A 23,244-nucleotide genomic window follows, 5' to 3' on the forward strand; every position below is an offset into this window, starting at 1 on the left:
AGCGTCAAGCTGTTGGCTCCGATCGCCATGGAAGAAGGTCTGCGTTTCGCCATCCGTGAAGGCGGTCGTACCGTCGGCGCCGGCGTCGTCGCTAAGATCATCGCCTAATTTCGGCGGTCAGGCAGTACGGGGAAGCCGACCCTCTGGGTCCGCTTCCCATCTTCGTCAAAAAAGTAGTATTATGTATGGTTGCGCGAGTAGCCATACATCACTCGCAAGAGTTCTAGGGGTATAGCTCAATTGGCAGAGCGTCGGTCTCCAAAACCGAAGGTTGTAGGTTCGATTCCTACTGCCCCTGCCAGGTTTCCCGTCAGTCGGGGCGAACTTGGTCTTGTTTGTTTCAACCCCCGCTCGCTCTTAAACCCGCCGGGAGATCATCGTCAGTCGTGCTTACATGGCCGACTTGCGTCGCAAAATGTCTAATACCAGCGTAGAAACCGTAACCAGCACTGCCGACCGCGTCAAGCTTGCGTTGGCGGTGCTCGTTATCATTGCTGGCATCGTGGGCTTCTCGGTGCTCAGCGCACAGCCCATGGTCGCCCGAATCGGCGTATTTGTCGGTGGCCTGGTAATTGCTGCCCTGATCGCCTGGTCCAGTGAACCCGGCCGTCGCACGATCAGTTTTGCCGGCGAAGCGTTTAACGAAGCCAAGCGCGTAACCTGGCCTTCGCGCAAGGAAACCACCCAGATGACAGGCATTGTGTTTGCCTTCGTCGCGGTGATGGGGTTGCTAATGTGGGTGCTCGATAAGGGCATCGAATGGATACTCTACGGCCTGTTGCTGGGCTGGAAATAAGGGACGCCGAATGAGTAAGCGCTGGTATGTCGTCCATGTGTATTCAGGCATGGAAAAAAGCGTCCACAAAGCCCTGAACGAGCGTATCGAGCGCGCGGGCTTGCAGACGTCTTTCGGTCGCATCCTGGTTCCCTCGGAAGAAGTCGTCGAAGTCAAGGGTGGTCAAAAATCGATCACCGAGCGTCGTATTTTCCCGGGCTACGTCCTGGTTGAGATGGACCTGACCGACGAAACCTGGCACTTGGTGAAAAACACCAACCGTGTCACCGGCTTCCTGGGTGGTTCGGGTAACCGTCCTACGCCGATTTCCGAAAAGGAAGTCGAGAAGATCCTCTCCCAAATGGAAGAGGGCGTCGAGAAACCTCGTCCCAAGATTCTCTTCGAAGTTGGCGAAATGGTGCGTGTCAAAGAAGGCCCCTTCGCGGACTTCAATGGCAGCGTCGAAGAAGTCAACTACGAGAAAAGCAAGGTCCGTGTGTCGGTCACCATTTTTGGTCGCGCGACGCCGGTCGAGCTGGATTTTAGCCAGGTCGAAAAGACCTGATTCTTTAACCCCGGGGAGTCCATCGCATCACGTGATGGGCGTTTGAACCCGCAAGGAGCAAAGCATGGCGAAGAAGATCGTCGGCTTTATCAAGCTGCAAGTCCCAGCTGGTAAGGCTAATCCCTCCCCCCCGATTGGCCCGGCCCTGGGTCAGCGTGGCCTGAACATCATGGAATTCTGCAAGGCGTTCAACGCCAAGACCCAAGGCATGGAGCCTGGTCTGCCGATTCCGGTGGTGATCACCGCTTTCGCCGACAAGAGCTTCACCTTCATCATGAAGACGCCTCCGGCGACTATCCTGATCAAGAAGGCTGCCGGCATTCAAAAGGGTTCGTCCAAGCCGCATACCGACAAGGTCGGTACGCTGACGCGTGCTCAAGCTGAAGAAATCGCCAAGACCAAAGAACCCGATCTGACCGCTGCCGATCTGGATGCAGCTGTCCGCACGATCGCTGGTAGCGCCCGCAGCATGGGCATCACGGTTGAAGGGGTCTAATCATGGCAAAACTCTCCAAGCGCGCCGCCGCAATCGCTCAAAAGATCGATCGCACCAAACTGTATCCCGTTGCTGAAGCCCTGACCCTGGTCAAGGAAACCGCGACCGCCAAGTTCGATGAATCGATCGACGTGGCTGTGCAGTTGGGCATCGACCCCAAAAAATCCGACCAGCTGGTTCGTGGCTCGGTTGTGTTGCCCGCCGGTACTGGTAAGTCCGTGCGCGTGGCCGTGTTCGCCCAAGGCGACAAGGCTGAAGCCGCTCGTGCCGCTGGCGCCGACATCGTTGGCCTGGACGACCTGGCTGAGCGTATCAAGGGTGGCCAGATCGATTTCGACGTGGTCATTGCCTCGCCCGACACGATGCGTGTCGTGGGCGCCCTGGGTCAGGTTCTGGGTCCCCGTGGCCTGATGCCGAACCCCAAGGTTGGCACCGTGACCCCCGATGTCGTGACCGCTGTGAAGAACGCCAAGGCCGGTCAGGTTCAGTACCGTACCGACAAGGCTGGCATCATTCACGCCACCATCGGCCGCGCCTCGTTCGGCGTGGAACAGTTGCAAAGCAACTTGGCTGCTCTGGTCGACGCCCTGCAAAAGGCTCGTCCCGCTGCCGCCAAGGGTATCTATCTGCGTAAGGTCGCCGTTTCGTCCACCATGGGTGGCGGCGCTCGCGTAGAAGTAGCTTCGCTCGCAGCCTAATCGCTGCAAGCACAAACGTACTTTGGGCTGCATCCGGATTTCTCGGATGTTGCTGTCAAAGACCGCTGGAGCAGGGCCTGGTCGGCTGTAATGCCTGGCCCCGCTTAATCCCGGAGCTCACCTAGTCCGGATCCAGCGTAGACGGCGTCCCCAGGAAGAATTCTTTACCTAAAGAACTCAACCCAGGCGCCGCATTCGGTTGACGCGCAAGGCCACCCGGCCCCAGGCGTCTTTTGATGGAGTGTTCAAACCGTGAGTCTCAATCGTCAAGAGAAAGCGGTAGTAATCGAGGAAGTCTCGGCCGAAGTCGCCAAGGCCCAATCGATTGTTATCGCCGAGTATCGTGGTCTGGACGTCGCCTCTGTCACCGTACTGCGCAAAACTGCGCGTGAATCGGGCGTTTACCTGCGTGTTCTGAAGAACACGCTGGTCCGTCGCGCTGTCGCTGGCACGGCTTTCGAGCCGCTGTCGGAACAGCTCACCGGTCCGCTGATCTATGGTATCAGCGCTGATCCGGTTGCGGCGGCCAAGGTCCTCGCCGGTTTCGCGAAAAGCAACGACAAGCTGGTCATCAAGGCGGGCGCACTGCCCAACAACTTGCTGAACCAAGAAGGTGTGAAGGCTCTGGCCACCATGCCCTCGCGCGAAGAGTTGCTCTCGAAACTGCTGGGCACCATGCAAGCCCCGATCGCGCAATTCGTGCGTACGCTCAACGAAGTTCCCACCAAGTTTGCTCGCGGCCTGGCTGCCGTGCGCGACCAAAAGGCGGCGGCGTAAGCCACCCCTTACGGAACTCGCTGTACGACCGAGCGACAACCAACCTGGCATTTATCCAATTCTGGAGTTCTGAAAAATGGCACTTAACAAAGCTGAAATCCTTGACGCCATCGCTGGCATGACCGTGCTCGAACTGTCCGAGCTGATCAAGGAAATGGAAGAGAAGTTCGGCGTGTCGGCTGCTGCCGCCGCTGTGGCTGTGGCTGCTCCCGCCGCTGGTGGCGCTGCTGCCGCTGCTGAAGAGCAAACCGAGTTCACCGTTGTGCTGGCTGAAGCCGGCGCCAACAAGGTGTCCGTCATCAAGGCCGTGCGTGAACTGACCGGCCTGGGTCTGAAGGAAGCTAAGGACCTGGTTGACGGCGCTCCGAAGCCCGTCAAGGAAGGCGTTGCCAAGGCTGACGCCGAAGCCGCCAAGAAGAAGCTGGAAGAAGCTGGCGCCAAGGTCGAAGTTAAGTAATACCTTGCGTCATCTGCCCGGGGACAGTGTAGTTTGCCGTCCCCGGGCTTTTGCGTTTCCAGGAAACCCCTACTGTCAGGGCAACCTTTACAGTGGGGTTTTCTGGAGTCGTATCACCTGGGGCCGTGGTTGACGGCCCATGCAACCCCTCGAGTCGGAGTGCTCATGCCTTACTCGTACACCGAAAAAAAGCGCATCCGCAAAAGCTTCGCCAAGCGTGAAGACGTTCAAAGCGTACCGTATCTGCTGGCGACCCAGCTTCAATCCTACCTAACTTTCCTGCAAGCCGAAACCGCGCCCGCTGAGCGCGTAAACGAAGGTCTGCAGGCGGCGTTTTCGTCGATTTTCCCGATTGTCAGCCATAACGGAATGGCGCGCTTGGAATTCGTCAGCTATGTGCTGGGCGAGCCGGTGTTTGACGTTAAGGAATGCCAACAGCGCGGTCTGACCTATGCATCACCATTGCGCGCCAAGGTGCGTCTGGTGCTGCTGGATCGCGAAGTCAGCAAGCCCACCATCAAGGAAGTGAAAGAACAAGAAGTCTACATGGGCGAAATTCCGCTCATGACGGGCACGGGTTCTTTCGTGATCAATGGCACGGAACGTGTCATCGTGTCCCAGCTGCACCGTTCGCCGGGCGTGTTCTTCGAGCACGACCGTGGCAAGACGCACAGCTCGGGCAAGTTGCTGTTCTCGGCCCGCGTGATTCCTTACCGCGGTTCGTGGCTCGACTTTGAATTCGATCCCAAGGACATTCTGTTCTTCCGTGTCGACCGTCGTCGCAAGATGCCGGTCACGATTCTGCTCAAGGCCATCGGCATGACGCCGGAATCGATCCTGGCGCACTTCTTCGACTTCGACAACTTCGAGTTGAAGAGCGAAGGCGGCATGATCGAATTCGTGCCCGAGCGCTGGAAGGGCGAAATGGCCCGCTTTGACATCACCAACCGTGATGGCGAAGTCATTGTCGAAAAAGACAAGCGTATCAACGCCAAGCACCTGCGCGATATGGCTAACGCCGGTATCCAGCGCATCTCCGTGCCGGAAGAGTTCCTGTACGGCCGCGTGCTGGCCAAGAACGTGGTCGATCCGGACACCGGTGAAGTCGTGGCGCATGCCAATGACGAAATCACCGAGAGCGTGTTGAGCGCGCTGCGTGCGGCCAACATCCTTGAATTCCAGACGCTCTACACGAACGACCTGGATCGTGGTCCCTACATCTCGCAAACGCTGCGTACCGACGAAACCGCCGACCAGATGGCCGCGCGTGTGGCGATCTATCGCATGATGCGTCCTGGCGAGCCTCCCACCGAGGACGCCGTCGAGGCCTTGTTCCAACGTCTGTTCTACAGCGAAGAAACGTACGATCTGTCGCGCGTTGGCCGTATGAAGGTCAACAGCCGTCTGGGCCGTGGTGAAGACACCTCCGGCCCCATGACGCTGACCGACGAGGACATCCTCGAAACCATCAAGGTTCTGGTCGAGCTGCGTAACGGCCGTGGCCAGATCGACGATATCGATCACTTGGGCAATCGTCGCGTGCGCTGTGTGGGCGAACTGGCCGAAAACCAGTTCCGCGCCGGTCTCGTGCGTGTCGAGCGCGCCGTCAAGGAACGTCTGGGCCAGGCCGAGACCGAAAACCTGATGCCGCACGACCTGATCAACTCCAAGCCGATTTCGGCCGCGATCAAGGAGTTCTTCGGTTCGAGCCAGCTGTCGCAGTTCATGGACCAAACCAACCCGCTGTCGGAAATCACGCACAAGCGTCGTGTTTCCGCACTGGGCCCGGGCGGTCTGACGCGCGAGCGCGCGGGCTTCGAAGTCCGTGACGTGCATCCGACGCACTACGGTCGTGTGTGCCCGATCGAAACGCCGGAAGGTCCGAACATCGGTCTGATCAACTCCATGGCGCTGTACGCTCGTCTGAACGAGTACGGCTTCCTGGAAACGCCTTATCGTCGCATCGTGGACGGCAAGGTGAGCGATCAAATCGATTACCTGTCGGCCATCGAAGAAAGCAACTACGTCATCGCACAGGCTAACGCCGCGCTGGACGAAGAAGGCCGATTCATCGACGACCTGGTGGCTTGCCGCGAAGCTGGCGAAACCATGCTGACCTCGCCCGCCAACGTGCACTACATGGACGTGGCGCCGTCGCAGATCGTGTCGGTCGCGGCATCGCTGATTCCGTTCCTGGAGCACGATGACGCCAACCGTGCACTGATGGGCGCCAACATGCAACGTCAGGCCGTGCCTTGCTTGCGTCCCGAGAAGCCCGTCGTGGGCACCGGGATCGAGCGTACGGTGGCGGTTGACTCGGGCACGACCGTGCAAGCCCTGCGTGGCGGCGTGGTTGACCATGTGGATGCCGAGCGTGTCGTGATTCGCGTCAACGACGACGAAAACGTCGTGGGCGAAGTCGGCGTCGACATCTACAACCTGATCAAGTACACCCGTTCCAACCAGAACACCAACATCAACCAACGCCCCATCGTGGCGCGTGGTGATCGTGTGGCCAAGGGTGACGTGCTGGCTGACGGCGCATCGACCGACCTGGGCGAATTGGCGCTGGGTCAGAACATGCTGATCGCGTTCATGCCGTGGAACGGCTACAACTTCGAAGACTCGATCTTGATCTCTGAGAAGGTCGTGGCCGATGATCGCTATACCTCGGTGCACATCGAGGAATTGACGGTCGTTGCTCGTGACACGAAGCTCGGACCTGAGGAAATCACGCGCGACATCAGCAACCTGGCTGAGACGCAACTGAACCGTCTGGATGATTCCGGCATCGTGTACATCGGCGCCGAAGTCACGGCCGACGACGTGCTGGTGGGTAAAGTCACGCCCAAGGGCGAAACCCAGCTCACGCCGGAAGAAAAACTGCTGCGCGCCATCTTCGGCGAGAAAGCCTCCGACGTTAAAGACACCTCGCTGCGCGTGCCCTCGGGCATGGTCGGCACAGTGATCGACGTGCAGGTCTTCACGCGTGAAGGCATCGTGCGCGACAAGCGCGCTCAGTCCATCATCGACGATGAACTGCGCCGCTATCGCCAAGACCTGAACGACCAGCTGCGTATCGTCGAAAACGACCAGTTCGATCGTCTCGAGAAGCTGCTGGTTGGCAAGACCGTCAACGGCGGTCCTCGCAAGCTCGCCAAGGGCGCCACGATCACCAAGGAATACCTGGCTGATCTGGACCGCTGGCAGTGGTTCGACATTCGTCTGGCCGATGAGCCTCACGCTGTCGTGCTCGAGCAGGCCAAGGAATCGCTGGAGCAGAAGCGCCATCAATTCGATCTCGCGTTCGAAGAAAAGCGCAAGAAGCTCACGCAAGGCGACGAATTGCCCCCGGGCGTGCTGAAGATGATCAAGGTCTACCTGGCCGTCAAGCGTCGTCTGCAGCCTGGTGACAAGATGGCCGGCCGTCACGGTAACAAGGGCGTGGTCTCGCGCATCACCCCGGTGGAAGACATGCCGCACATGGCCGACGGTACCCCCGCCGACATCGTGCTGAACCCGCTGGGCGTGCCGTCGCGGATGAACGTCGGGCAGGTGCTCGAGGTTCACTTGGGCTGGGCCGCGAAGGGTCTGGGTCAACGTATCGCCGACATGCTGCGTGACGAACAGAACGTGCAGGTCAAGGAAGTGCGTGCCTATCTGGAGAAGGTGTACAACACCACCGGTACCCCGGCACACATCGAAACGCTGACAGATGACGAAGTCATGGAGCTGGCGCGTAACCTGAAGAACGGCGTGCCGTTCGCGACGCCGGTGTTCGACGGTGCCACGGAAGAAGAAATCACCCAGATGCTGGAATTGGCTTACCCCGATGAGGTCGCCAAGCGCATGAACCTGACGCCCTCGCGTGCTCAGGCCTGGTTGGTTGACGGCCGTACCGGCGAGCAGTTCGAGCGTCCGGTGACCGTGGGCTACATGCACTACCTGAAGCTGCATCACTTGGTCGACGACAAGATGCACGCCCGTTCGACTGGTCCGTACTCGCTGGTGACTCAGCAACCGCTGGGTGGTAAGGCGCAGTTCGGTGGCCAGCGTTTCGGGGAGATGGAAGTGTGGGCGCTGGAAGCTTACGGCGCCGCCTACACCCTGCAAGAAATGCTGACGGTGAAGTCCGACGACATTACGGGCCGCACCAAGGTATACGAAAACATCGTCAAGGGCGATCACGTCATCGATGCCGGTATGCCGGAATCGTTCAACGTGCTGGTCAAGGAAATCCGCTCGTTGGCCCTGGACATGGATTTGGAGCGTAACTAATGAAAGCGCTACTCGACCTATTCAAACAAGTCTCGCAAGACGAGCAGTTTGATGCCATCAAGATCGGCATCGCGTCGCCCGAGAAAATTCGTTCGTGGTCTTATGGCGAAGTCCGCAAGCCCGAGACGATCAACTACCGCACGTTCAAGCCCGAGCGTGATGGTCTGTTCTGCTCGAAGATCTTCGGCCCGATCAAGGACTACGAGTGCTTGTGCGGTAAGTACAAGCGCCTGAAGCATCGCGGCGTGATCTGCGAGAAGTGCGGCGTGGAAGTGACCGTGGCCAAGGTGCGCCGTGAGCGCATGGGCCACATCGAGCTGGCCAGCCCGGTTGCGCACATCTGGTTCCTGAAGAGCCTGCCGTCGCGCCTGGGTATGGTGCTCGACATGACGCTGCGCGACATCGAGCGCGTGCTCTATTTCGAAGCCTGGTGCGTGATCGAACCTGGCATGACCCCGCTCAAGCGCGGTCAGATCATGTCCGACGACGACTTCCTCGCCAAGACCGAGGAATACGGTGACGACTTCACCGCCCTGATGGGCGCGGAAGCCGTGCGCGAACTGCTGCGCACGATCGACATCGATCGCGAAGTCGAAACGCTGCGCGGCGAACTGAAGGCCACCAGCTCCGAAGCCAAGATCAAGAAGATCTCCAAGCGTCTGAAGGTCCTCGAGGGCTTCCAGAAGTCGGGCATCAAGCCCGACTGGATGGTCATGGAAGTGCTGCCGGTGCTGCCGCCGGATCTGCGTCCGCTCGTGCCGCTGGACGGCGGCCGTTTCGCGACCTCGGATCTGAACGATCTGTACCGTCGCGTGATCAACCGCAACAACCGTCTGAAGCGCTTGCTCGAACTGAAGGCGCCCGAGATCATCCTGCGCAACGAAAAGCGCATGCTGCAAGAGGCCGTCGACTCGCTGCTCGATAACGGTCGTCGCGGCAAGGCCATGACGGGCGCTAACAAGCGTCAGCTCAAGTCGCTGGCCGACATGATCAAGGGTAAGAGCGGTCGCTTCCGTCAGAACTTGCTCGGTAAGCGCGTGGACTACTCGGGCCGTTCGGTCATCGTGGTGGGTCCGCAGCTCAAGCTGCATCAGTGCGGTCTGCCCAAGCTGATGGCTTTGGAACTGTTCAAGCCGTTCATCTTCAATCGTCTGGAGATGATGGGCCTGGCCACGACCATCAAGGCCGCCAAGAAACTGGTGGAAAGCCAAGAGCCGGTGGTGTGGGACATTCTCGAAGAGGTCATCCGCGAACACCCGGTGATGCTCAACCGTGCGCCGACGCTGCACCGTCTGGGTATTCAGGCATTCGAACCGGTGCTGATCGAAGGTAAAGCCATCCAGCTGCACCCGCTGGTTTGCGCGGCGTTTAACGCCGACTTCGACGGTGACCAGATGGCCGTTCACGTGCCGCTGTCGCTCGAAGCCCAGCTCGAAGCCCGTACCCTGATGCTGGCCTCGAACAACGTGCTGTTCCCGGCTAACGGTGAACCGTCGATCGTGCCGTCGCAGGATATCGTGCTGGGTCTGTACTACACGACCCGTGAGCGTATCAACGGCAAGGGCGAAGGCATCTTCTTTACCGATGTGGCCGAAGTCCAGCGCGCGTATGACAACGGCGAAGTCGAGCTGCAGACGCGTATCACCGTGCGCTTGAACGAATACGAGCGCGACGAGAACGGTGAATTCCAACCCGTCGTCCGTCGTCATGAGACGACGGTCGGCCGTGCGCTGCTGTCCGAGATTCTGCCCAAGGGCCTGCCCTTTAGCGTGCTGAACAAGGCGCTGAAGAAAAAAGAAATCTCGCGTCTGATCAACCAGTCGTTCCGCCGTTGCGGCCTGCGCGACACCGTGATCTTCGCCGACAAGCTGATGCAGTCCGGTTTCCGTCTGGCTACCCGTGGTGGTATCTCCATCGCGATGGAAGACATGCTGATCCCGAAGGCCAAGGAAGCCATCCTGGCCGAAGCCAGCCGCGAAGTGAAGGAAATCGACAAGCAGTACTCGTCGGGTCTGGTCACGTCCCAAGAACGCTACAACAACGTGGTGGACATCTGGGGTAAGGCCTCCGATAAGGTCGGCAAGGCGATGATGGAGCAATTGGCAACCGAACCCGTGATCAACCGTCACGGCGAGGAAGTCCGCCAGGAATCCTTCAACTCGATCTACATGATGGCGGACTCCGGTGCACGGGGTTCGGCGGCACAGATCCGTCAGTTGGCCGGTATGCGCGGCCTGATGGCCAAGCCGGACGGCTCGATTATCGAGACGCCGATTACCGCGAACTTCCGCGAAGGCCTGAACGTTCTGCAGTACTTCATCTCGACTCACGGTGCGCGTAAAGGCTTGGCCGATACCGCACTGAAGACGGCTAACTCGGGTTACCTGACTCGTCGTCTCGTCGATGTGACGCAGGATCTGGTGATCCGTGAAGAAGATTGCGGCACCAGCCTGGGCTATTCCATGAAGGCCTTGGTCGAGGGCGGTGAAGTCATCGAACCGTTGCGCGACCGTATCCTCGGCCGTGTGGCAGCCGTCGACATCGTCAACCCGGATACGCAGGAAACCGCGATCGCCGCCGGCACGCTGCTGGACGAAGATCTGGTCGATCTGATCGATCGTATCGGTGTGGACGAAGTCAAGGTCCGTACGCCGCTGACTTGCGAAACGCGTCACGGTCTGTGCGCGCATTGCTATGGCCGCGATCTGGGCCGTGGCTCGCACGTCAACGTGGGTGAAGCCGTCGGTGTTATCGCGGCTCAGTCCATCGGTGAACCGGGTACTCAGCTCACGATGCGTACGTTCCACATCGGTGGTGCGGCATCGCGTTCGGCTTTGGCCAGCGCCGTGGAAACCAAGTCCAACGGTAAGGTCGGCTTTACCAGCACGATGCGTTACGTCACCAACGCCAAGGGCGAACGGGTGGCCATCTCGCGTTCGGGCGAACTGGCGATTTACGACGATAACGGTCGCGAACGCGAACGTCACAAGATCCCGTACGGCGCCACCGTACTGGTCGGCGACGGCGAAGCCGTCAAGGCCGGTACCCGTCTGGCGACCTGGGATCCGCTGACCCGTCCGATCGTGTCCGAGTACAGCGGTGCGGTGCGCTTCGAGAACATCGAAGAAGGCGTGACCGTTGCCAAGCAGGTCGACGAAATCACCGGTCTGTCCACGCTGGTCGTGATCACGCCCAAGACGCGTAGCGGCAAGATCGTTATGCGTCCGCAGATCAAGCTGGTCAACGAAAACGGCGAAGACGTCAAGATCGCCGGCACCGATCACTCGGTGAACATTTCGTTCCCGGTGGGCGCACTGATTACGGTGCGCGATGGTCAGCAGGTTGCCGTGGGTGAAGTTCTGGCGCGTATTCCTCAAGAATCGCAAAAGACCCGCGACATTACCGGCGGTCTGCCGCGTGTGGCCGAACTGTTCGAAGCGCGTTCGCCCAAGGATGCCGGCATGCTCGCCGATGTCACGGGTACCGTGTCGTTTGGTAAGGACACCAAGGGTAAGCAGCGTCTGGTCATCACCGACCTGGAAGGCGTGAGCCACGAGTTCCTGATTCCGAAGGAAAAACAGGTGCTGGTGCACGACGGCCAGGTGGTGAACAAGGGCGAAATGATCGTGGACGGGCCGGCCGATCCGCACGACATTCTGCGCTTGCAAGGTATCGAGAAGCTGGCGACCTACATCGTCGACGAAGTGCAGGACGTCTACCGTCTGCAAGGCGTGAAGATCAACGACAAGCACATCGAAGTGATTGTTCGTCAGATGCTGCGTCGCGTGAACATCGTCGATGCTGGCGATACCGAGTTCATCCCGGGTGAACAGGTCGAGCGTTCGGAACTCTTGAACGAAAACGATCGCGTGATCGCCGAAGGCAAGCGTCCGGCGACCTACGACAACGTGCTGCTCGGTATTACCAAGGCCTCGCTGTCGACCGACTCGTTCATCTCGGCCGCTTCGTTCCAGGAAACCACGCGTGTTCTGACCGAAGCCGCCATCATGGGCAAGCGCGACGATCTGCGTGGTCTGAAGGAAAACGTGATCGTGGGTCGTCTGATCCCCGCTGGTACCGGTTTGGCTTACCACCTTGCCCGCAAGGACAAGGAAGCCCTGGAAGCCGCCGAGCGCGAAGCCGCACGTCAGCTGGCCAATCCTTTCGAGGATACGCCGGCCACCGTGGATATCGGTGGAACGCACGACGAGACGCCTCCGAGCGCGCAGGACGATACGCAGCAGTAAGGCAGTACCGAGGCAACTGGCGGGGCAATGTCCCGCCGGGTTGACTCAACGAAAAAGGCCGCTGAGATTTCAGCGGCCTTTTTATTTGTGCGAGGCTTTAATCGTTACCGGGGTCAGCGGCCAGCTTTCGCTTTAGCCGCATTGAACACCGGCCCCCACTGCGGGTGACCCGCCTCGGCTGGCGCCAGTGTGAAATCCGAATCGATCTGCAAGATGCGCATGAAGGTTTCTTCGCACAGCTGCGGATAGTCGCGCACACAGTAGCTGAAGGCTTGAAGTTTGTAGGCTTCGATGCGCAGCGAGTCCGGTGCGCTTTGAATCGCATTCGAAGTCGCGACCGAACGTATGACCGCGCCGTATTGCCCCGCTGAATATTGCTCGTGGACATGAGCAAGCGCATCTTGGGCCGCCTGGGAGGGCGGCGCCTCTGCGATCGTCAGACCTGCGCATCCGCTCAATAACGCGAGCACGCAAGCTGCAACGGGCAAGAAAGCACGAACGTTCATGAGTTTGCCTAAGTCGATAATGTTGAGGGTCACATCCTGTACCGCGCGTATCGATTGTGAAACGCCCACAGGGACACCATCAGATAATATCCCCTCCGAGCAGGTCGTGCATCGAACGCGCGGAAAGCCGCCTTGGCGAGAAAGTTGCGGCGTCACTGGCAACCTCGTGCACGTGCAGGCCTCGTCCGCGCTGGCCGATCACGGGCTAATCCCTCGGTTAGCGTAGAATGTGTCATCTTCTAACGCTGTCTTCATGGATTCTTCCCCGGGCTTTCACACCGCGCGCAGTCCGTTTGTCGGCGCAGCTCCCATCGCGCATCGACCCCTGAGCGCCATCGCCGCCACCCAATCTGGCGGCGTGCCGCAGCATCGCATCGAACGTATCCTCGTCGAGCTCATGCCGGTGCTGGACGCCTTGCATCGCGAGGGCCGCATCTGCGGCGACATCTCCGTGCATTCCGTGGGACTAGACGAAACCGGTCAAGCGCATCTTCTTGCCCTGGATATCCCGCGGGTAAGAGGCGAGCACGGATTGACGTTCACTTCCGGCTATGCCGCCTTCGAGCTCTTTACCGAATCGCCCGACTGGCCGCGCGGGCCATGGACGGATGTTTACGGCCTGAGTGCGGTGGTTTATTCGCTAGTCGCCGGGGAACGCCCGCCGCCTGCCGAGCAGCGTGTGATCGAGGACCATTATCAACCGCTGTCGTCGCTGGGGCTAGACCGCTACTCGCCGGACTTTCTGCGCGCTATCGACGCCGGGATGTCCTTGCATCCGCTGGATCGGCCGCAAAGCATTCAAGCCTACGCCGAATCGTTAACGATGCCGCTTTTTGCGCGGCGCCCTGATACCGTTGGAATTCCCATGGACGCGCCGGGCACGCCGGCGGGCACATTGGTCGTTCAACAGTCGCTGCACCGTAACGTCTGGCGTACTTTCATTTTGCTGGGTTTGCTGCTCTTGGGAGCTGTGGCCGCGGCCGCCTACTGGTGGGGCCGTATGGGTGCGCGATCTCCGTCGGTCATCACCCATTCCCAGCGTGTTGACAACGCTGGTAAGCCAGCAGCACTGTCTTCCGTTGCCGCGACATCGGCGAGTGGGGGTCACGGCATGGGCCCCTATCCAGCGACAGCCGCACCGCAGACCGACAGCGCGACGCAAAGGCCTGCAACGGCCGCCTCGTCGGACGTCCCTGATGTAGACCTTGTGGCATCCCACATTACCCCGGACGATCGGGTTCAACCGCCCGCGAAAGCCGAACGCAAAACGCCCGCGCTAGTGAAGGTGAGCATCAATGTGCGGCCTTGGGGTGAAATTTTCATCGATGGCGTCTCGCGAGGGGTTACCCCGCCATTGAAGACCGTCATGCTTCGGCCCGGCACGCATGCGGTGACCATACGCAATAGCGCGCAACCCCCGTTTCACACGACGCTGGTCGTCAAGCCCGGCACGCCGGCCGTGCTCTCGCACACGTTTCGCTGATCCACAGGCGTTTGCGCCGCAGCGACAAGTCCGCCCCTTGTTAGTGGTCGATCTCGTCTTCGAGCGCTATAGGCAGACATAGGGTGAACCGAGAGCCTTTGCCGAGCTCGCTTTTTACGGCCACGCGGCCGTTATGGCGGTGCGCGATGGTTTGGACGAATGCCAGCCCAAGGCCCGAGCCTTCGCTATTGGACTCTCTGGCCGCTGCAGATCGAAAAAACGGCTCGAACAGCATTTCCTGGTCTTGTGGCGAGATGCCGGGGCCCGCGTCTTCGATATCGATGTGCCACATCGTGCCTTTGGCCGTCAGACGTAGCGCTACCGTGCTGCCATCTGGGCTGTACTTGATGGCATTCCCCAACAGGTTGCACACGGCCCGCGTAATGAGCGATCCGTCGCCATAAGTCATGGCGATGGTGGGGCAGGACTGCCATTGCAGCAAAACTCGCCGGGACTGCGCGGCCGCCCAAAAATCATCCACCACTTCATGCAACACGGCAGCCAGATCGACCCGTTCGCAGGCAATGCGCATCGACTCGGCACGCGTCAATTCAACAAAGCTGTCGACCAATCCCAGCGTGCGGTTAGCCAGATGGGCGATACGGCCCAGCACATCGCCCTGAGCATCCGTGGCGGGATGGTGCTGTCGGTGCAGTTCGACCAAGGCCAGAATCGAATTTTGCGGCGCCCGCATGTCGTGCGATATGAACTGAAGCATTTGCTCGCGCTGCCGTTCCGCCCGGCGGACGGCGCTGATATCGCTGATCGTCACGACCGTGCCGGCAAAGGCACCTCGCGCCGTGCGAAACGGCAGACATCGAATCAGCAAATCGTGGTCGGCACGATCGCGGACTTCGATGCCGCCGTGGCGCGCGAACTCGCCCTCGATTTCCCCCTCGACCGCTTCATGCGCGGGCGTTCGATGCGTTCCCCGGCGCAGCGCCTGCGCGATTTGCTCCTGTGCGCGGGGCGCCTCGAATGCTTGAACCAGCGCGGGCTCGACGGTCTGCCCGATCCGCGGCGGTCGGATCCCAAGCTCAGCGAAGTAAGTGGCCGCAGAGTGGTTGCGATACTGCAGACGGCCATTCTGATCCAGCACCATGGTCGCATCGGGCATCCCGTCCAGCCCATCGGCAACGAAACGGCGCAAGTTGCGCACGTGCGTGAGCGTGCGATCGAGTTCCTGGACATGCTGATCCAATGAACGGCCGATGCGCTGCACGGGTGGCGGGGCCGTCTCTTCATAGACCGGCGGATACTCGATGCGAAGACGCTTCATCTCGCGGGTCATGTAGCGCAGGGCCGCCTCCTGGCTACGCCAACTCCAGATCGGGTAACTCACCGCCACACCAATCAAGCCCGCTAGGGGTGGAATCCAGATGTCGGCGAAACGCAGCGTGGCGATCGCGCTGATCAGCACTAGTCCCAAAAAGGCCAGGCTGCAAAGAAAGGCTTGTCTTGGCGAAAGTCTGGGCAGAGCCATTCCCAACAGTAGAACGGGCAGGGCGCTGAATAACGCCGACATCCACGGTGGCGCGCGCCATACCACCAGATTCTGGTGTGCGGACTGCAGCAGATTGCCAATAATCTCTATGCCTGACATTCCGTTTGTATCATGCGATACGGGCGTTGGTATCGTATCGCCAAGCCCAGTCGCCCATGCGCCCACCACGACATACTTGTCCTTGAACACCTCAGGCGGGACTTCTCCTCGTAAGACGCTCAAGTAGGACACCGTTTGAAAATGGCCGGGCGGCCCCGCAAAAGGGATCAGCAACTTTCCATCCGAAGGGACGCGCTTCAGGAAGCGCTCCACACGGTCGCTGTCTCCCCCCACCTCGAGCAGCGCTAGGGCAAATCTGCGCCAAGGCTGATCGTGGCTGTCGACGGTGGTCCAGTCCGCGCGTCGAAGTATCCCGTCGTCATCGGGGTCCACGTTGATGAATCCCAGACCCGCCGCCGACTGCGCGAGCGACGCGAGAGGAAGGTCGGCGCGCGTTGGGGCGTGGACCTCGTCCAGGACAATGGGCAACACCACGCGGCCATGCCGCTTGATGGCTTCGCTAAGCAGTTGGTCGTCCTGCGGATGCCGCGCGTCGGGTTCGGAAAAAACGATATCCAACCCCACCGCGCGTGCGCCGTGCAGACGATCTAGCAGCTGTGCATGCAACGCCCTATGCCATGGCCATCGACCCAGCTCATCGATCGCCTGATCGTCGATGGCGACAAGCACCACATCCTTGGGAACCGGCCTTTTTACCAGTGACAGGGCACGATCATAAATGAGCTGATCGACTCTTCCCAGGCCATCGAGCCACCCCAATGCCAGGGCGAACGCAATAAGCGCGAGACGCAGCAGCCAACGAGAGGGGGAGTTTTCACGCGGGGTGTCCACTGCGCTGGTCCACATGGTCCGGGCACCGATAGGTTTTGTTAATAGTTATTCAGTGTAACTATTGCGCCGTCGCTTAGCAGCACGGGGTGACCCGAACCGGACATCAGGGGGCTGGCCCCTTCGAAACTGAGAACGGTGTCATAGCCGCCGAGGCCCGCTGCATTCAGCGCGCGGATCGAGGCATAGTGGGTGCCCGGCCGACGCGCCACAAGTCGGACTTCTTCACCCTCGAATCGCTCCGAAGTAAACACCTCGAGCCCCTTCGGGTCCCGCGAAATTCTCACCAGGTAAGCGACCGCACCCGGGACAGGCGTCACCCGCGCGACCCATTGTCCGGAAGCGCCGCGCTGCGGCGGTGTCACAATAGGGGCGGGCGGCAGTGTGTGCACTTGTATTTGACCGTGGACGTCTACCGCCGCGCCCTGACCCCCGGCCACTGCCACGGGTGGCGCGGAGCCGCCTGCACCCGCGCTCATGTCGACCTTCCCGTGCAACACTTCGCTCTGTGCGCCGGTCCCGGTCGCTTGCAGTCGAAAGCGAGTGCCGCGCACGCCCACGATCGTCACTGGCGTACGGATCTCAAAACGGCCTACGCCTTGGCCCGTGGGGGCCACCTCGGAATCGACCTCGCCATTTTGCACGCTCACCACGGAATCGATCAGCCCCGCGTTCTTGAACTTTTGCGTGCGATCGACTCGGGCGGTGCTGTTGTTGGGCAGACTCAGGCGGGTCCCATCCGCAAAGTCCAACGTTGCAAAGCCGTCGGATTCCGTGATGATGGTGGCTCCCTCAGGCACGGACATTCCCGCGCGTAAAGGCTTCCCGTCCATCTGCGTGCTGCCGCTTACATGGATGGCGGTGAGGGGAGCAGGGACGACCGGGATCAGGGAGAAAGGGATGTGCAGCGCCAAGCCAATGGCGAGCTTTTGCGGGTCTTCGACTCTGTTGAGCTTCTGTAGCGTGACCCAATTGGCGCCATCGCCCGTGTATCTTGAGGCAAGATCGATCAGCGTGTCGGCGGGGCGTATGCGATAAACAAAATCATCGCCCAGCGCGCCGGCGGGCTGAGCGTGTCCAAACGGCGCATACGCGAGGGCCATGCAACCGGCGAGCAGGCGAAAGTTGCGCCTAATCATGTCGTGCGTTCTCCAGCAAAATAAAAGAGGTGCCCCGCAGCGGGGTGCATGCGGGGGCAGGCGTACCGCAGAAGTCGGGTGTCACGACGCCGTGGCGCCGCGGTCGGTCAATTCGAGCCGATAGCCCAGTGCGTATGACGAAGTCAAGCGCACGCCGTTGTCGGGGTGTAGGCGCAGCTTTTGACGGACGTTGGAAAGATGCGTATCCAGCGTACGGGAGGTGGCGGGGATTTCCCGGTTCCAGACGCTTTCCGCCAGCACGTCACGCGACAGCAGACGCCCGACATTGCGGAAAAAAAGTTGCGCCAGCTCGAATTCCTTTGGTGCCAGCGCGATCACCTCGCCACCCAACATAATGGTGCGGTCTAGGGGGTTGATACGATAGGAGGCCACCGCAAACGGCTCCTGGACGGGCGGCGTCGCCTTTACCCGCCGCAAGAGCGCACCGATACGCGCCACGAGCTCGGCGGGGCGCAGCGGTTTGCCGATGTAGTCGTCGGCCCCTGCCTCCAGCCCTTGAACAAGCTCGGCCTCGAGTGTACGGCTGGTCAAGAAGATGACAGGCGTCTGCAAGCCCAGTGTTCCGCGGATGTGCCGCAGTACCTGATCCCCGGCAATGTCCGGCACCTGCCAGTCCAGCAAAATCAAATCAAACGTTTTGCTGCGTAGTGCCGCAATAAGATCACGCCCGCGCTGATAGCTGTGGCAAGTGTACCCGGCTGCTACAAGTACCTGCTGAATAAGCTGAGCTTGATTCAGGTCGTCTTCAAGCGAAGCTATCTGCATAGTGTTAAGTGAGAGGTCAAAGCACTTGAATTCATTGTTCTGACGTTCGAGCGGCGCGCCACGCTGCGCGCGCGGGGCATGGCGCAATAATACCCTGGGAGTTCTATCGCTCTGCGAATACCTCAACACGACTTTTCACCCCTGCAAACTTGACGAATATTTACTGGCACTTGCTGAAATAAGGCGTCACACTGTCAACATTCTTGTCAGTCTGCAGAGGTCATTGGGGACGGTATAGTCCAAGGAGGCCTGGGAAACTATGAAGCAATTGAAAGTACTCCTCATGATGCCGGACGAAGCCATGCAGGGCAGGGCCGGCGCTGCAATGCAGCAAGCTGGTATCTCCGCACAAGTTTGCGCTACACCGCCTGAAATGTTTAGTTTGTTGGGCGACGGTGACTATGATGCGGTTGTTCTGGATATCGGCGAACTAGAAGAAATCGGTTACGCGCTGGTCTCGCGGCTGCGCACCTCTCCCAGTCTGGGTATTGTGGTGGTCGGGACGAATTTGCAAGTCGAAAACCGTCTGCGCTGCCTGCAAGGCGGCGCCGATGTTTGCTTGATGCAGCCGATCGATCCCCGCGAACTCGTGGGCGTGTTGATGGCCCTGGCGCGGCGGCTCCCGGGCCGGGCCGCCAACCCTGGCGTCAAAACCGAGGCGTCGGCGACTCAGAGTCACTCGGGCAGCTGGGAACTGCGCGATCAAAACTGGACCTTGATGACGCCCACCGGCGTGGCGATCTCTCTGTCCGCCAACGAGCGGCATATCGTGCGCTGCTTGCTCGAGGCCGCCGGCCAGGCAGTTCCCCGCTCGGACCTGACCAAGCATCTGGACGAATCGGCGACCCGCGCCAACGGTTCACGCAGTATCGACGTGATCATCAGCCGGTTGCGCCGAAAGGGCGAACTGGCGGGCGTCAATCTGCCCATCCGCACGGTCTACGGCAGCGGCTATCTGTTCGCTGATCAGTAGCCTAAAGCGCGATTTTCGGTGCAACGCGTGACCACGCGTCGGCGCGCTGCACCCGGTCTGACTTTCGCATTAAATACTTTGACACCCCGTCGCTTCTCGGTTATGCTGACGGGCTTACTGCTTTATTTGCGCATAAAGGCTGCCATCCACGCTTGGCTGGCTTTGTGCGTTTTGTCTGCAAGACCCGCTCTTTTACGTATGGAACGTTTGAGGCGGTTTTGCGTGAACTGCCTCTCCAAGGTGTACCGGCTCTCAGGGACAGACCCCGGGGACGATGCGTCAAGGATACGAGTACAACAGTACTTACCAGTGGTACGTAAAAGGGATTTCAAAGGTCATGCCTACCATTAGCCAGCTCGTGCGCAAGCCGCGCGAAGTCAGCATCATCAAGAGCAAGAGCCCCGCGCTCGAAAACTGCCCGCAACGTCGCGGCGTGTGCACCCGCGTGTACACCACCACCCCCAAGAAGCCGAACTCCGCTCTGCGTAAAGTCGCAAAGGTTCGTCTCACCAACGGCTACGAAGTTATTTCGTACATCGGCGGTGAAGGCCACAACCTGCAGGAGCACTCGGTGGTTCTGGTGCGTGGCGGCCGTGTGAAGGATTTGCCGGGTGTGCGTTACCACATCGTTCGTGGTTCGCTCGACCTGCAAGGCGTCAAAGACCGTAAGCAGGCTCGTTCGAAGTACGGCGCCAAGCGCCCGAAGAAGGCCTAAGGCCTCGTTCGTAGCAGTACTAGTAGTTCCCCTGGTCGCGCGTAAGCGTCGCCAGTTAAGTGCAACCGCGCCAGCCTCAGCTTTAGGAAGGTGCGCGGCACGTAAGGGGTCATCTCATCTGGATGGCCATGGCCGGGCGAATAACCCCCGGTTCAACTGAATAGACACAAGGAAGCAAAATGCCCCGTCGTCGCGAAGTACCCAAGCGCGAGATTCTGCCCGATCCCAAGTTCGGTAGCGTCGAGCTCGCCAAGTTCATGAACGTCGTCATGCTGGACGGTAAGAAGGCCGTCGCCGAGCGCATCGTCTACGGTGCCCTCGAGCAAGTGCAAGCCAAGACCGGTAAAGATCCGATTGAGCTTTTCAGCCTGGCGATCAACAACATCAAGCCGATCGTCGAAGTCAAGAGCCGCCGCGTGGGCGGTGCCAACTACCAAGTGCCGGTTGAAGTGCGCCCCGTGCGCCGCCTGGCCCTGGCAATGCGTTGGCTGCGTGAAGCCGCTAAGAAGCGCGGCGAAAAGTCGATGGATCTGCGTTTGGCTGGCGAACTGATCGACGCTGCGGAAGGCCGCGGCGCCGCAATGAAGAAACGCGAAGACACCCACAAGATGGCCGAGGCCAACAAGGCCTTCAGCCACTTCCGCTGGTAATTTAAGGACTAATCCACCATGGCCCGCAAAACCCCGATCGAGCGCTATCGCAACATTGGTATCTCTGCGCACATCGATGCAGGGAAAACCACGACCACTGAACGTATCCTGTTCTACACCGGCGTCAACCACAAGCTTGGCGAAGTGCATGATGGCGCAGCCACCATGGACTGGATGGAGCAAGAGCAAGAGCGTGGTATTACCATCACCTCGGCCGCAACGACGGCGTTTTGGCGCGGCATGGCTGGGAACTATCCTGAGCACCGCATCAACATCATCGACACCCCGGGGCACGTGGACTTCACCATTGAAGTCGAACGTTCCATGCGTGTGCTCGACGGCGCCTGCATGGTGTACTGCGCCGTGGGTGGCGTTCAGCCCCAGTCCGAAACGGTGTGGCGTCAGGCTAATAAGTACGGTGTGCCCCGTCTGGCCTTCGTCAACAAGATGGACCGTACCGGCGCGAACTTCTTCAAGGTCTATGACCAGCTGAAGACGCGTCTGCGCGCCAACCCCGTGCCCATTGTGATCCCAATCGGCGCCGAAGACACCTTCAAGGGTGTTATCGACCTGATCAAGATGAAGGCGATCATTTGGGACGAAGCCAGCCAAGGCACCAAGTTCGAATACGCCGACATCCCGGCCGAACTCGTGGATACGGCCACCGAATGGCGTGAAAAGCTGGTCGAAGCCGCTGCCGAGTCGACCGAGGAACTGATGAACAAGTACCTCGAAACCGGTTCGCTGGACGAGGCCGAGATCAACGCGGCCATCCGCCAACGCACCATCGCTGGTGAAATCCAGCCGATGCTGTGCGGCACCGCCTTCAAAAACAAGGGCGTGCAGCGCATGTTGGACGCGGTCATCGAATACCTGCCGTCGCCGATCGACATCCCGCCGGTCCAAGGCCAAACCGACGATGGCGAGACCACGTCGCGTAAGGCTGACGACAGCGAAAAGATGTCGGCTCTGGCATTCAAGCTGATGAGCGATCCGTTCGTGGGTCAGTTGACCTTCGTTCGTGTGTACTCGGGCGTGCTGAAGTCTGGCGACACGGTCTACAACCCCATCAAGGGCAAGAAAGAACGCGTCGGCCGTCTGCTGCAAATGCATGCGAACAACCGCGAAGAAATCAAGGAAGTTCTGGCAGGCGACATCGCCGCTGTGGTGGGTCTGAAAGACGTGACCACCGGCGAAACGCTGTGCGATGCGGACTCCCACATCCTGCTCGAGCGCATGGAGTTCCCCGAGCCCGTGATTTCGCAGGCCGTCGAACCCAAGTCGAAGGCTGACCAGGAAAAGATGGGTCTGGCGCTGTCGCGTCTGGCTCAGGAAGATCCGTCGTTCCGCGTGCGTAGCGACGAAGAATCCGGCCAAACCATTATTTCTGGTATGGGCGAACTGCACCTGGAAATTCTGGTTGACCGCATGAAGCGCGAATTCGGCGTGGAAGCCAACGTCGGCAAGCCCCAGGTTGCTTACCGCGAAACCATCCGCAAGACCTGCGACGAAGTCGAAGGCAAGTTCGTCAAGCAGTCGGGCGGTCGCGGTCAGTACGGTCACGTGGTCCTCAAGCTCGAGCCCCTGCCTCCTGGCGGTGGTTACGAGTTCGTCGACGCCATCAAGGGCGGTGTGGTTCCTCGTGAATACATTCCTGCCGTTGACAAGGGTATCCAAGAAACGCTGCCTTCGGGCGTCGTCGCCGGCTACCCGGTCGTAGACGTCAAGGTCACGCTGTTCTTCGGTTCGTACCACGACGTTGACTCGAACGAAAACGCGTTCAAGATGGCCGGTTCGATGGCCTTTAAGGAAGGCATGCGCAAGGCCAGCCCCGTGCTGCTCGAGCCCATGATGGCCGTGGAAGTCGAAACGCCTGAAGACTATGCCGGTACCGTGATGGGCGATCTGTCCTCGCGTCGTGGCATGGTGCAAGGTATGGACGATATGGTCGGCGGTGGCAAGGTCATCAAGGCCGAAGTTCCGCTGGCCGAGATGTTCGGTTACGCCACCAACCTGCGTTCGTTGACGCAGGGCCGTGCGACGTACACCATGGAGTTCAAGCACTACTCCGAAGCTCCGAAGAACGTCGCTGACGAAGTCATCGCCGCTCGCGCGAAGTAATTTAAATACCGTCGCCGCGTCTCGACTATCTCGCGAGGCGCGGCAATCACCCCAGTTTCCTTGAAAGTCAAAGGATAGAGATCATGGCAAAAGGCAAGTTTGAACGTACCAAGCCGCACGTGAACGTGGGTACGATTGGTCACGTTGACCACGGCAAAACCACGTTGACGGCAGCCATCACGACGG

The 23,244-nt window shown here is 59.9% G+C and carries 18 protein-coding genes, 1 tRNA gene and 1 pseudogene; 16 read left to right on the plus strand and 4 right to left on the minus strand.

The features are described from left to right. The 10 genes and pseudogenes from GOQ25_RS18000 to rpoC all read left to right on the plus strand — a co-directional run. Positions 1-108 (plus strand): annotated as a pseudogene (locus GOQ25_RS18000) (elongation factor Tu); the annotation flags it as partial. A gap of 117 nt (positions 109-225) precedes the next feature. Next, a tRNA-Trp gene (locus tag GOQ25_RS18005) sits at positions 226-301 on the plus strand. 114 nt (positions 302-415) lie between these two features. After that, positions 416-796, plus strand: coding sequence for a preprotein translocase subunit SecE (gene secE, locus GOQ25_RS18010; protein ID WP_160351864.1), 381 nt, complete (start codon positions 416-418; stop codon positions 794-796). Positions 797-806: 10 nt separating this feature from the next. Continuing rightward, the gene (nusG, locus tag GOQ25_RS18015) at positions 807-1,340 is read left to right on the plus strand and encodes a transcription termination/antitermination protein NusG (protein ID WP_160351865.1); all 534 of its coding nucleotides are present in this window, start codon (positions 807-809) and stop codon (positions 1,338-1,340) included. Between the two features lie 64 nt (positions 1,341-1,404). Beyond that, positions 1,405-1,836: a 50S ribosomal protein L11 gene (gene rplK / locus GOQ25_RS18020; RefSeq protein ID WP_160351866.1), complete on the plus strand. Its 432-nt coding sequence runs from the start codon at positions 1,405-1,407 to the stop codon at positions 1,834-1,836. 2 nt (positions 1,837-1,838) lie between these two features. Continuing rightward, positions 1,839-2,534 carry a 50S ribosomal protein L1 gene (gene rplA / locus GOQ25_RS18025; RefSeq protein WP_160351867.1) on the plus strand — a complete coding sequence of 232 codons (696 nt, stop codon included), beginning with the start codon at positions 1,839-1,841 and terminating at the stop codon, positions 2,532-2,534. A gap of 252 nt (positions 2,535-2,786) precedes the next feature. Next, positions 2,787-3,311, plus strand: coding sequence for a 50S ribosomal protein L10 (gene rplJ / locus GOQ25_RS18030; protein WP_160351868.1), 525 nt, complete (start codon positions 2,787-2,789; stop codon positions 3,309-3,311). A gap of 76 nt (positions 3,312-3,387) precedes the next feature. Next, entirely contained in the window at positions 3,388-3,768 is a 381-nt protein-coding gene (gene rplL, locus GOQ25_RS18035) for a 50S ribosomal protein L7/L12 (RefSeq protein ID WP_006389590.1), read from the plus strand. A 165-nt stretch (positions 3,769-3,933) separates the two neighbouring features. Further along, positions 3,934-8,046, plus strand: a complete 4,113-nt coding sequence (rpoB, locus tag GOQ25_RS18040; protein ID WP_160351869.1) for a DNA-directed RNA polymerase subunit beta — start codon at positions 3,934-3,936, stop codon at positions 8,044-8,046. Then, positions 8,046-12,293, plus strand: coding sequence for a DNA-directed RNA polymerase subunit beta' (gene rpoC / locus GOQ25_RS18045; protein WP_160351870.1), 4,248 nt, complete (start codon positions 8,046-8,048; stop codon positions 12,291-12,293). The genes rpoB and rpoC overlap by 1 nt, the downstream gene beginning before the upstream one ends. Before the next feature lie 113 nt (positions 12,294-12,406). On the opposite strand, the gene GOQ25_RS18050 is transcribed toward rpoC, so the two are convergent. Beyond that, positions 12,407-12,799: a TssQ family T6SS-associated lipoprotein gene (locus GOQ25_RS18050; RefSeq protein WP_160351871.1), complete on the minus strand. Its 393-nt coding sequence runs from the start codon at positions 12,797-12,799 to the stop codon at positions 12,407-12,409. A 253-nt stretch (positions 12,800-13,052) separates the two neighbouring features. Here GOQ25_RS18050 and GOQ25_RS18055 point away from each other — a divergent pair, with 253 nt between their 5' ends. Next, a complete protein-coding gene (locus tag GOQ25_RS18055; RefSeq protein WP_160351872.1) occupies positions 13,053-14,282 on the plus strand; it encodes a serine/threonine-protein kinase in 1,230 nt (409 codons plus the stop codon). 40 nt (positions 14,283-14,322) lie between these two features. Here the strand turns inward: GOQ25_RS18055 and GOQ25_RS18060 are convergent, their stop codons facing one another. The 3 genes from GOQ25_RS18060 to GOQ25_RS18070 all read right to left on the minus strand — a co-directional run bounded on the left by GOQ25_RS18060 (position 14,323) and on the right by GOQ25_RS18070 (position 18,599). Then, on the minus strand, positions 14,323-16,692 hold the full coding sequence (locus GOQ25_RS18060; protein WP_160351873.1) for a CHASE2 domain-containing protein: 2,370 nt from the start codon (positions 16,690-16,692) through the stop codon (positions 14,323-14,325). Between the two features lie 23 nt (positions 16,693-16,715). Beyond that, positions 16,716-17,813, minus strand: a complete 1,098-nt coding sequence (locus GOQ25_RS18065) for a FecR domain-containing protein (protein WP_160351874.1) — start codon at positions 17,811-17,813, stop codon at positions 16,716-16,718. A gap of 81 nt (positions 17,814-17,894) precedes the next feature. After that, positions 17,895-18,599: a response regulator transcription factor gene (locus GOQ25_RS18070; RefSeq protein WP_160351875.1), complete on the minus strand. Its 705-nt coding sequence runs from the start codon at positions 18,597-18,599 to the stop codon at positions 17,895-17,897. Between the two features lie 259 nt (positions 18,600-18,858). Between GOQ25_RS18070 and GOQ25_RS18075 the strand changes: the two genes are divergently transcribed. The 5 genes from GOQ25_RS18075 to GOQ25_RS18095 form a co-directional block, all read left to right on the plus strand. Then, complete coding sequence (locus GOQ25_RS18075; protein WP_160351876.1) at positions 18,859-19,572, plus strand: response regulator transcription factor; 714 nt, start codon at positions 18,859-18,861, stop codon at positions 19,570-19,572. 337 nt (positions 19,573-19,909) lie between these two features. Further along, positions 19,910-20,287, plus strand: coding sequence for a 30S ribosomal protein S12 (gene rpsL, locus GOQ25_RS18080; RefSeq protein ID WP_005017264.1), 378 nt, complete (start codon positions 19,910-19,912; stop codon positions 20,285-20,287). Between the two features lie 179 nt (positions 20,288-20,466). Next, positions 20,467-20,937: a 30S ribosomal protein S7 gene (gene rpsG / locus GOQ25_RS18085; protein WP_160351877.1), complete on the plus strand. Its 471-nt coding sequence runs from the start codon at positions 20,467-20,469 to the stop codon at positions 20,935-20,937. Between the two features lie 18 nt (positions 20,938-20,955). Further along, positions 20,956-23,058 carry an elongation factor G gene (gene fusA / locus GOQ25_RS18090; protein WP_160351878.1) on the plus strand — a complete coding sequence of 701 codons (2,103 nt, stop codon included), beginning with the start codon at positions 20,956-20,958 and terminating at the stop codon, positions 23,056-23,058. A gap of 83 nt (positions 23,059-23,141) precedes the next feature. Then, positions 23,142-23,244, plus strand: a 103-nt coding sequence (locus GOQ25_RS18095) for a GTP-binding protein (protein ID WP_033456734.1), incomplete at its 3' end; no start/stop codon positions are given.

This window comes from Bordetella sp. 15P40C-2, from assembly GCF_009763235.1.
Lineage (GTDB): Bacteria > Pseudomonadota > Gammaproteobacteria > Burkholderiales > Burkholderiaceae_B > Bordetella_A.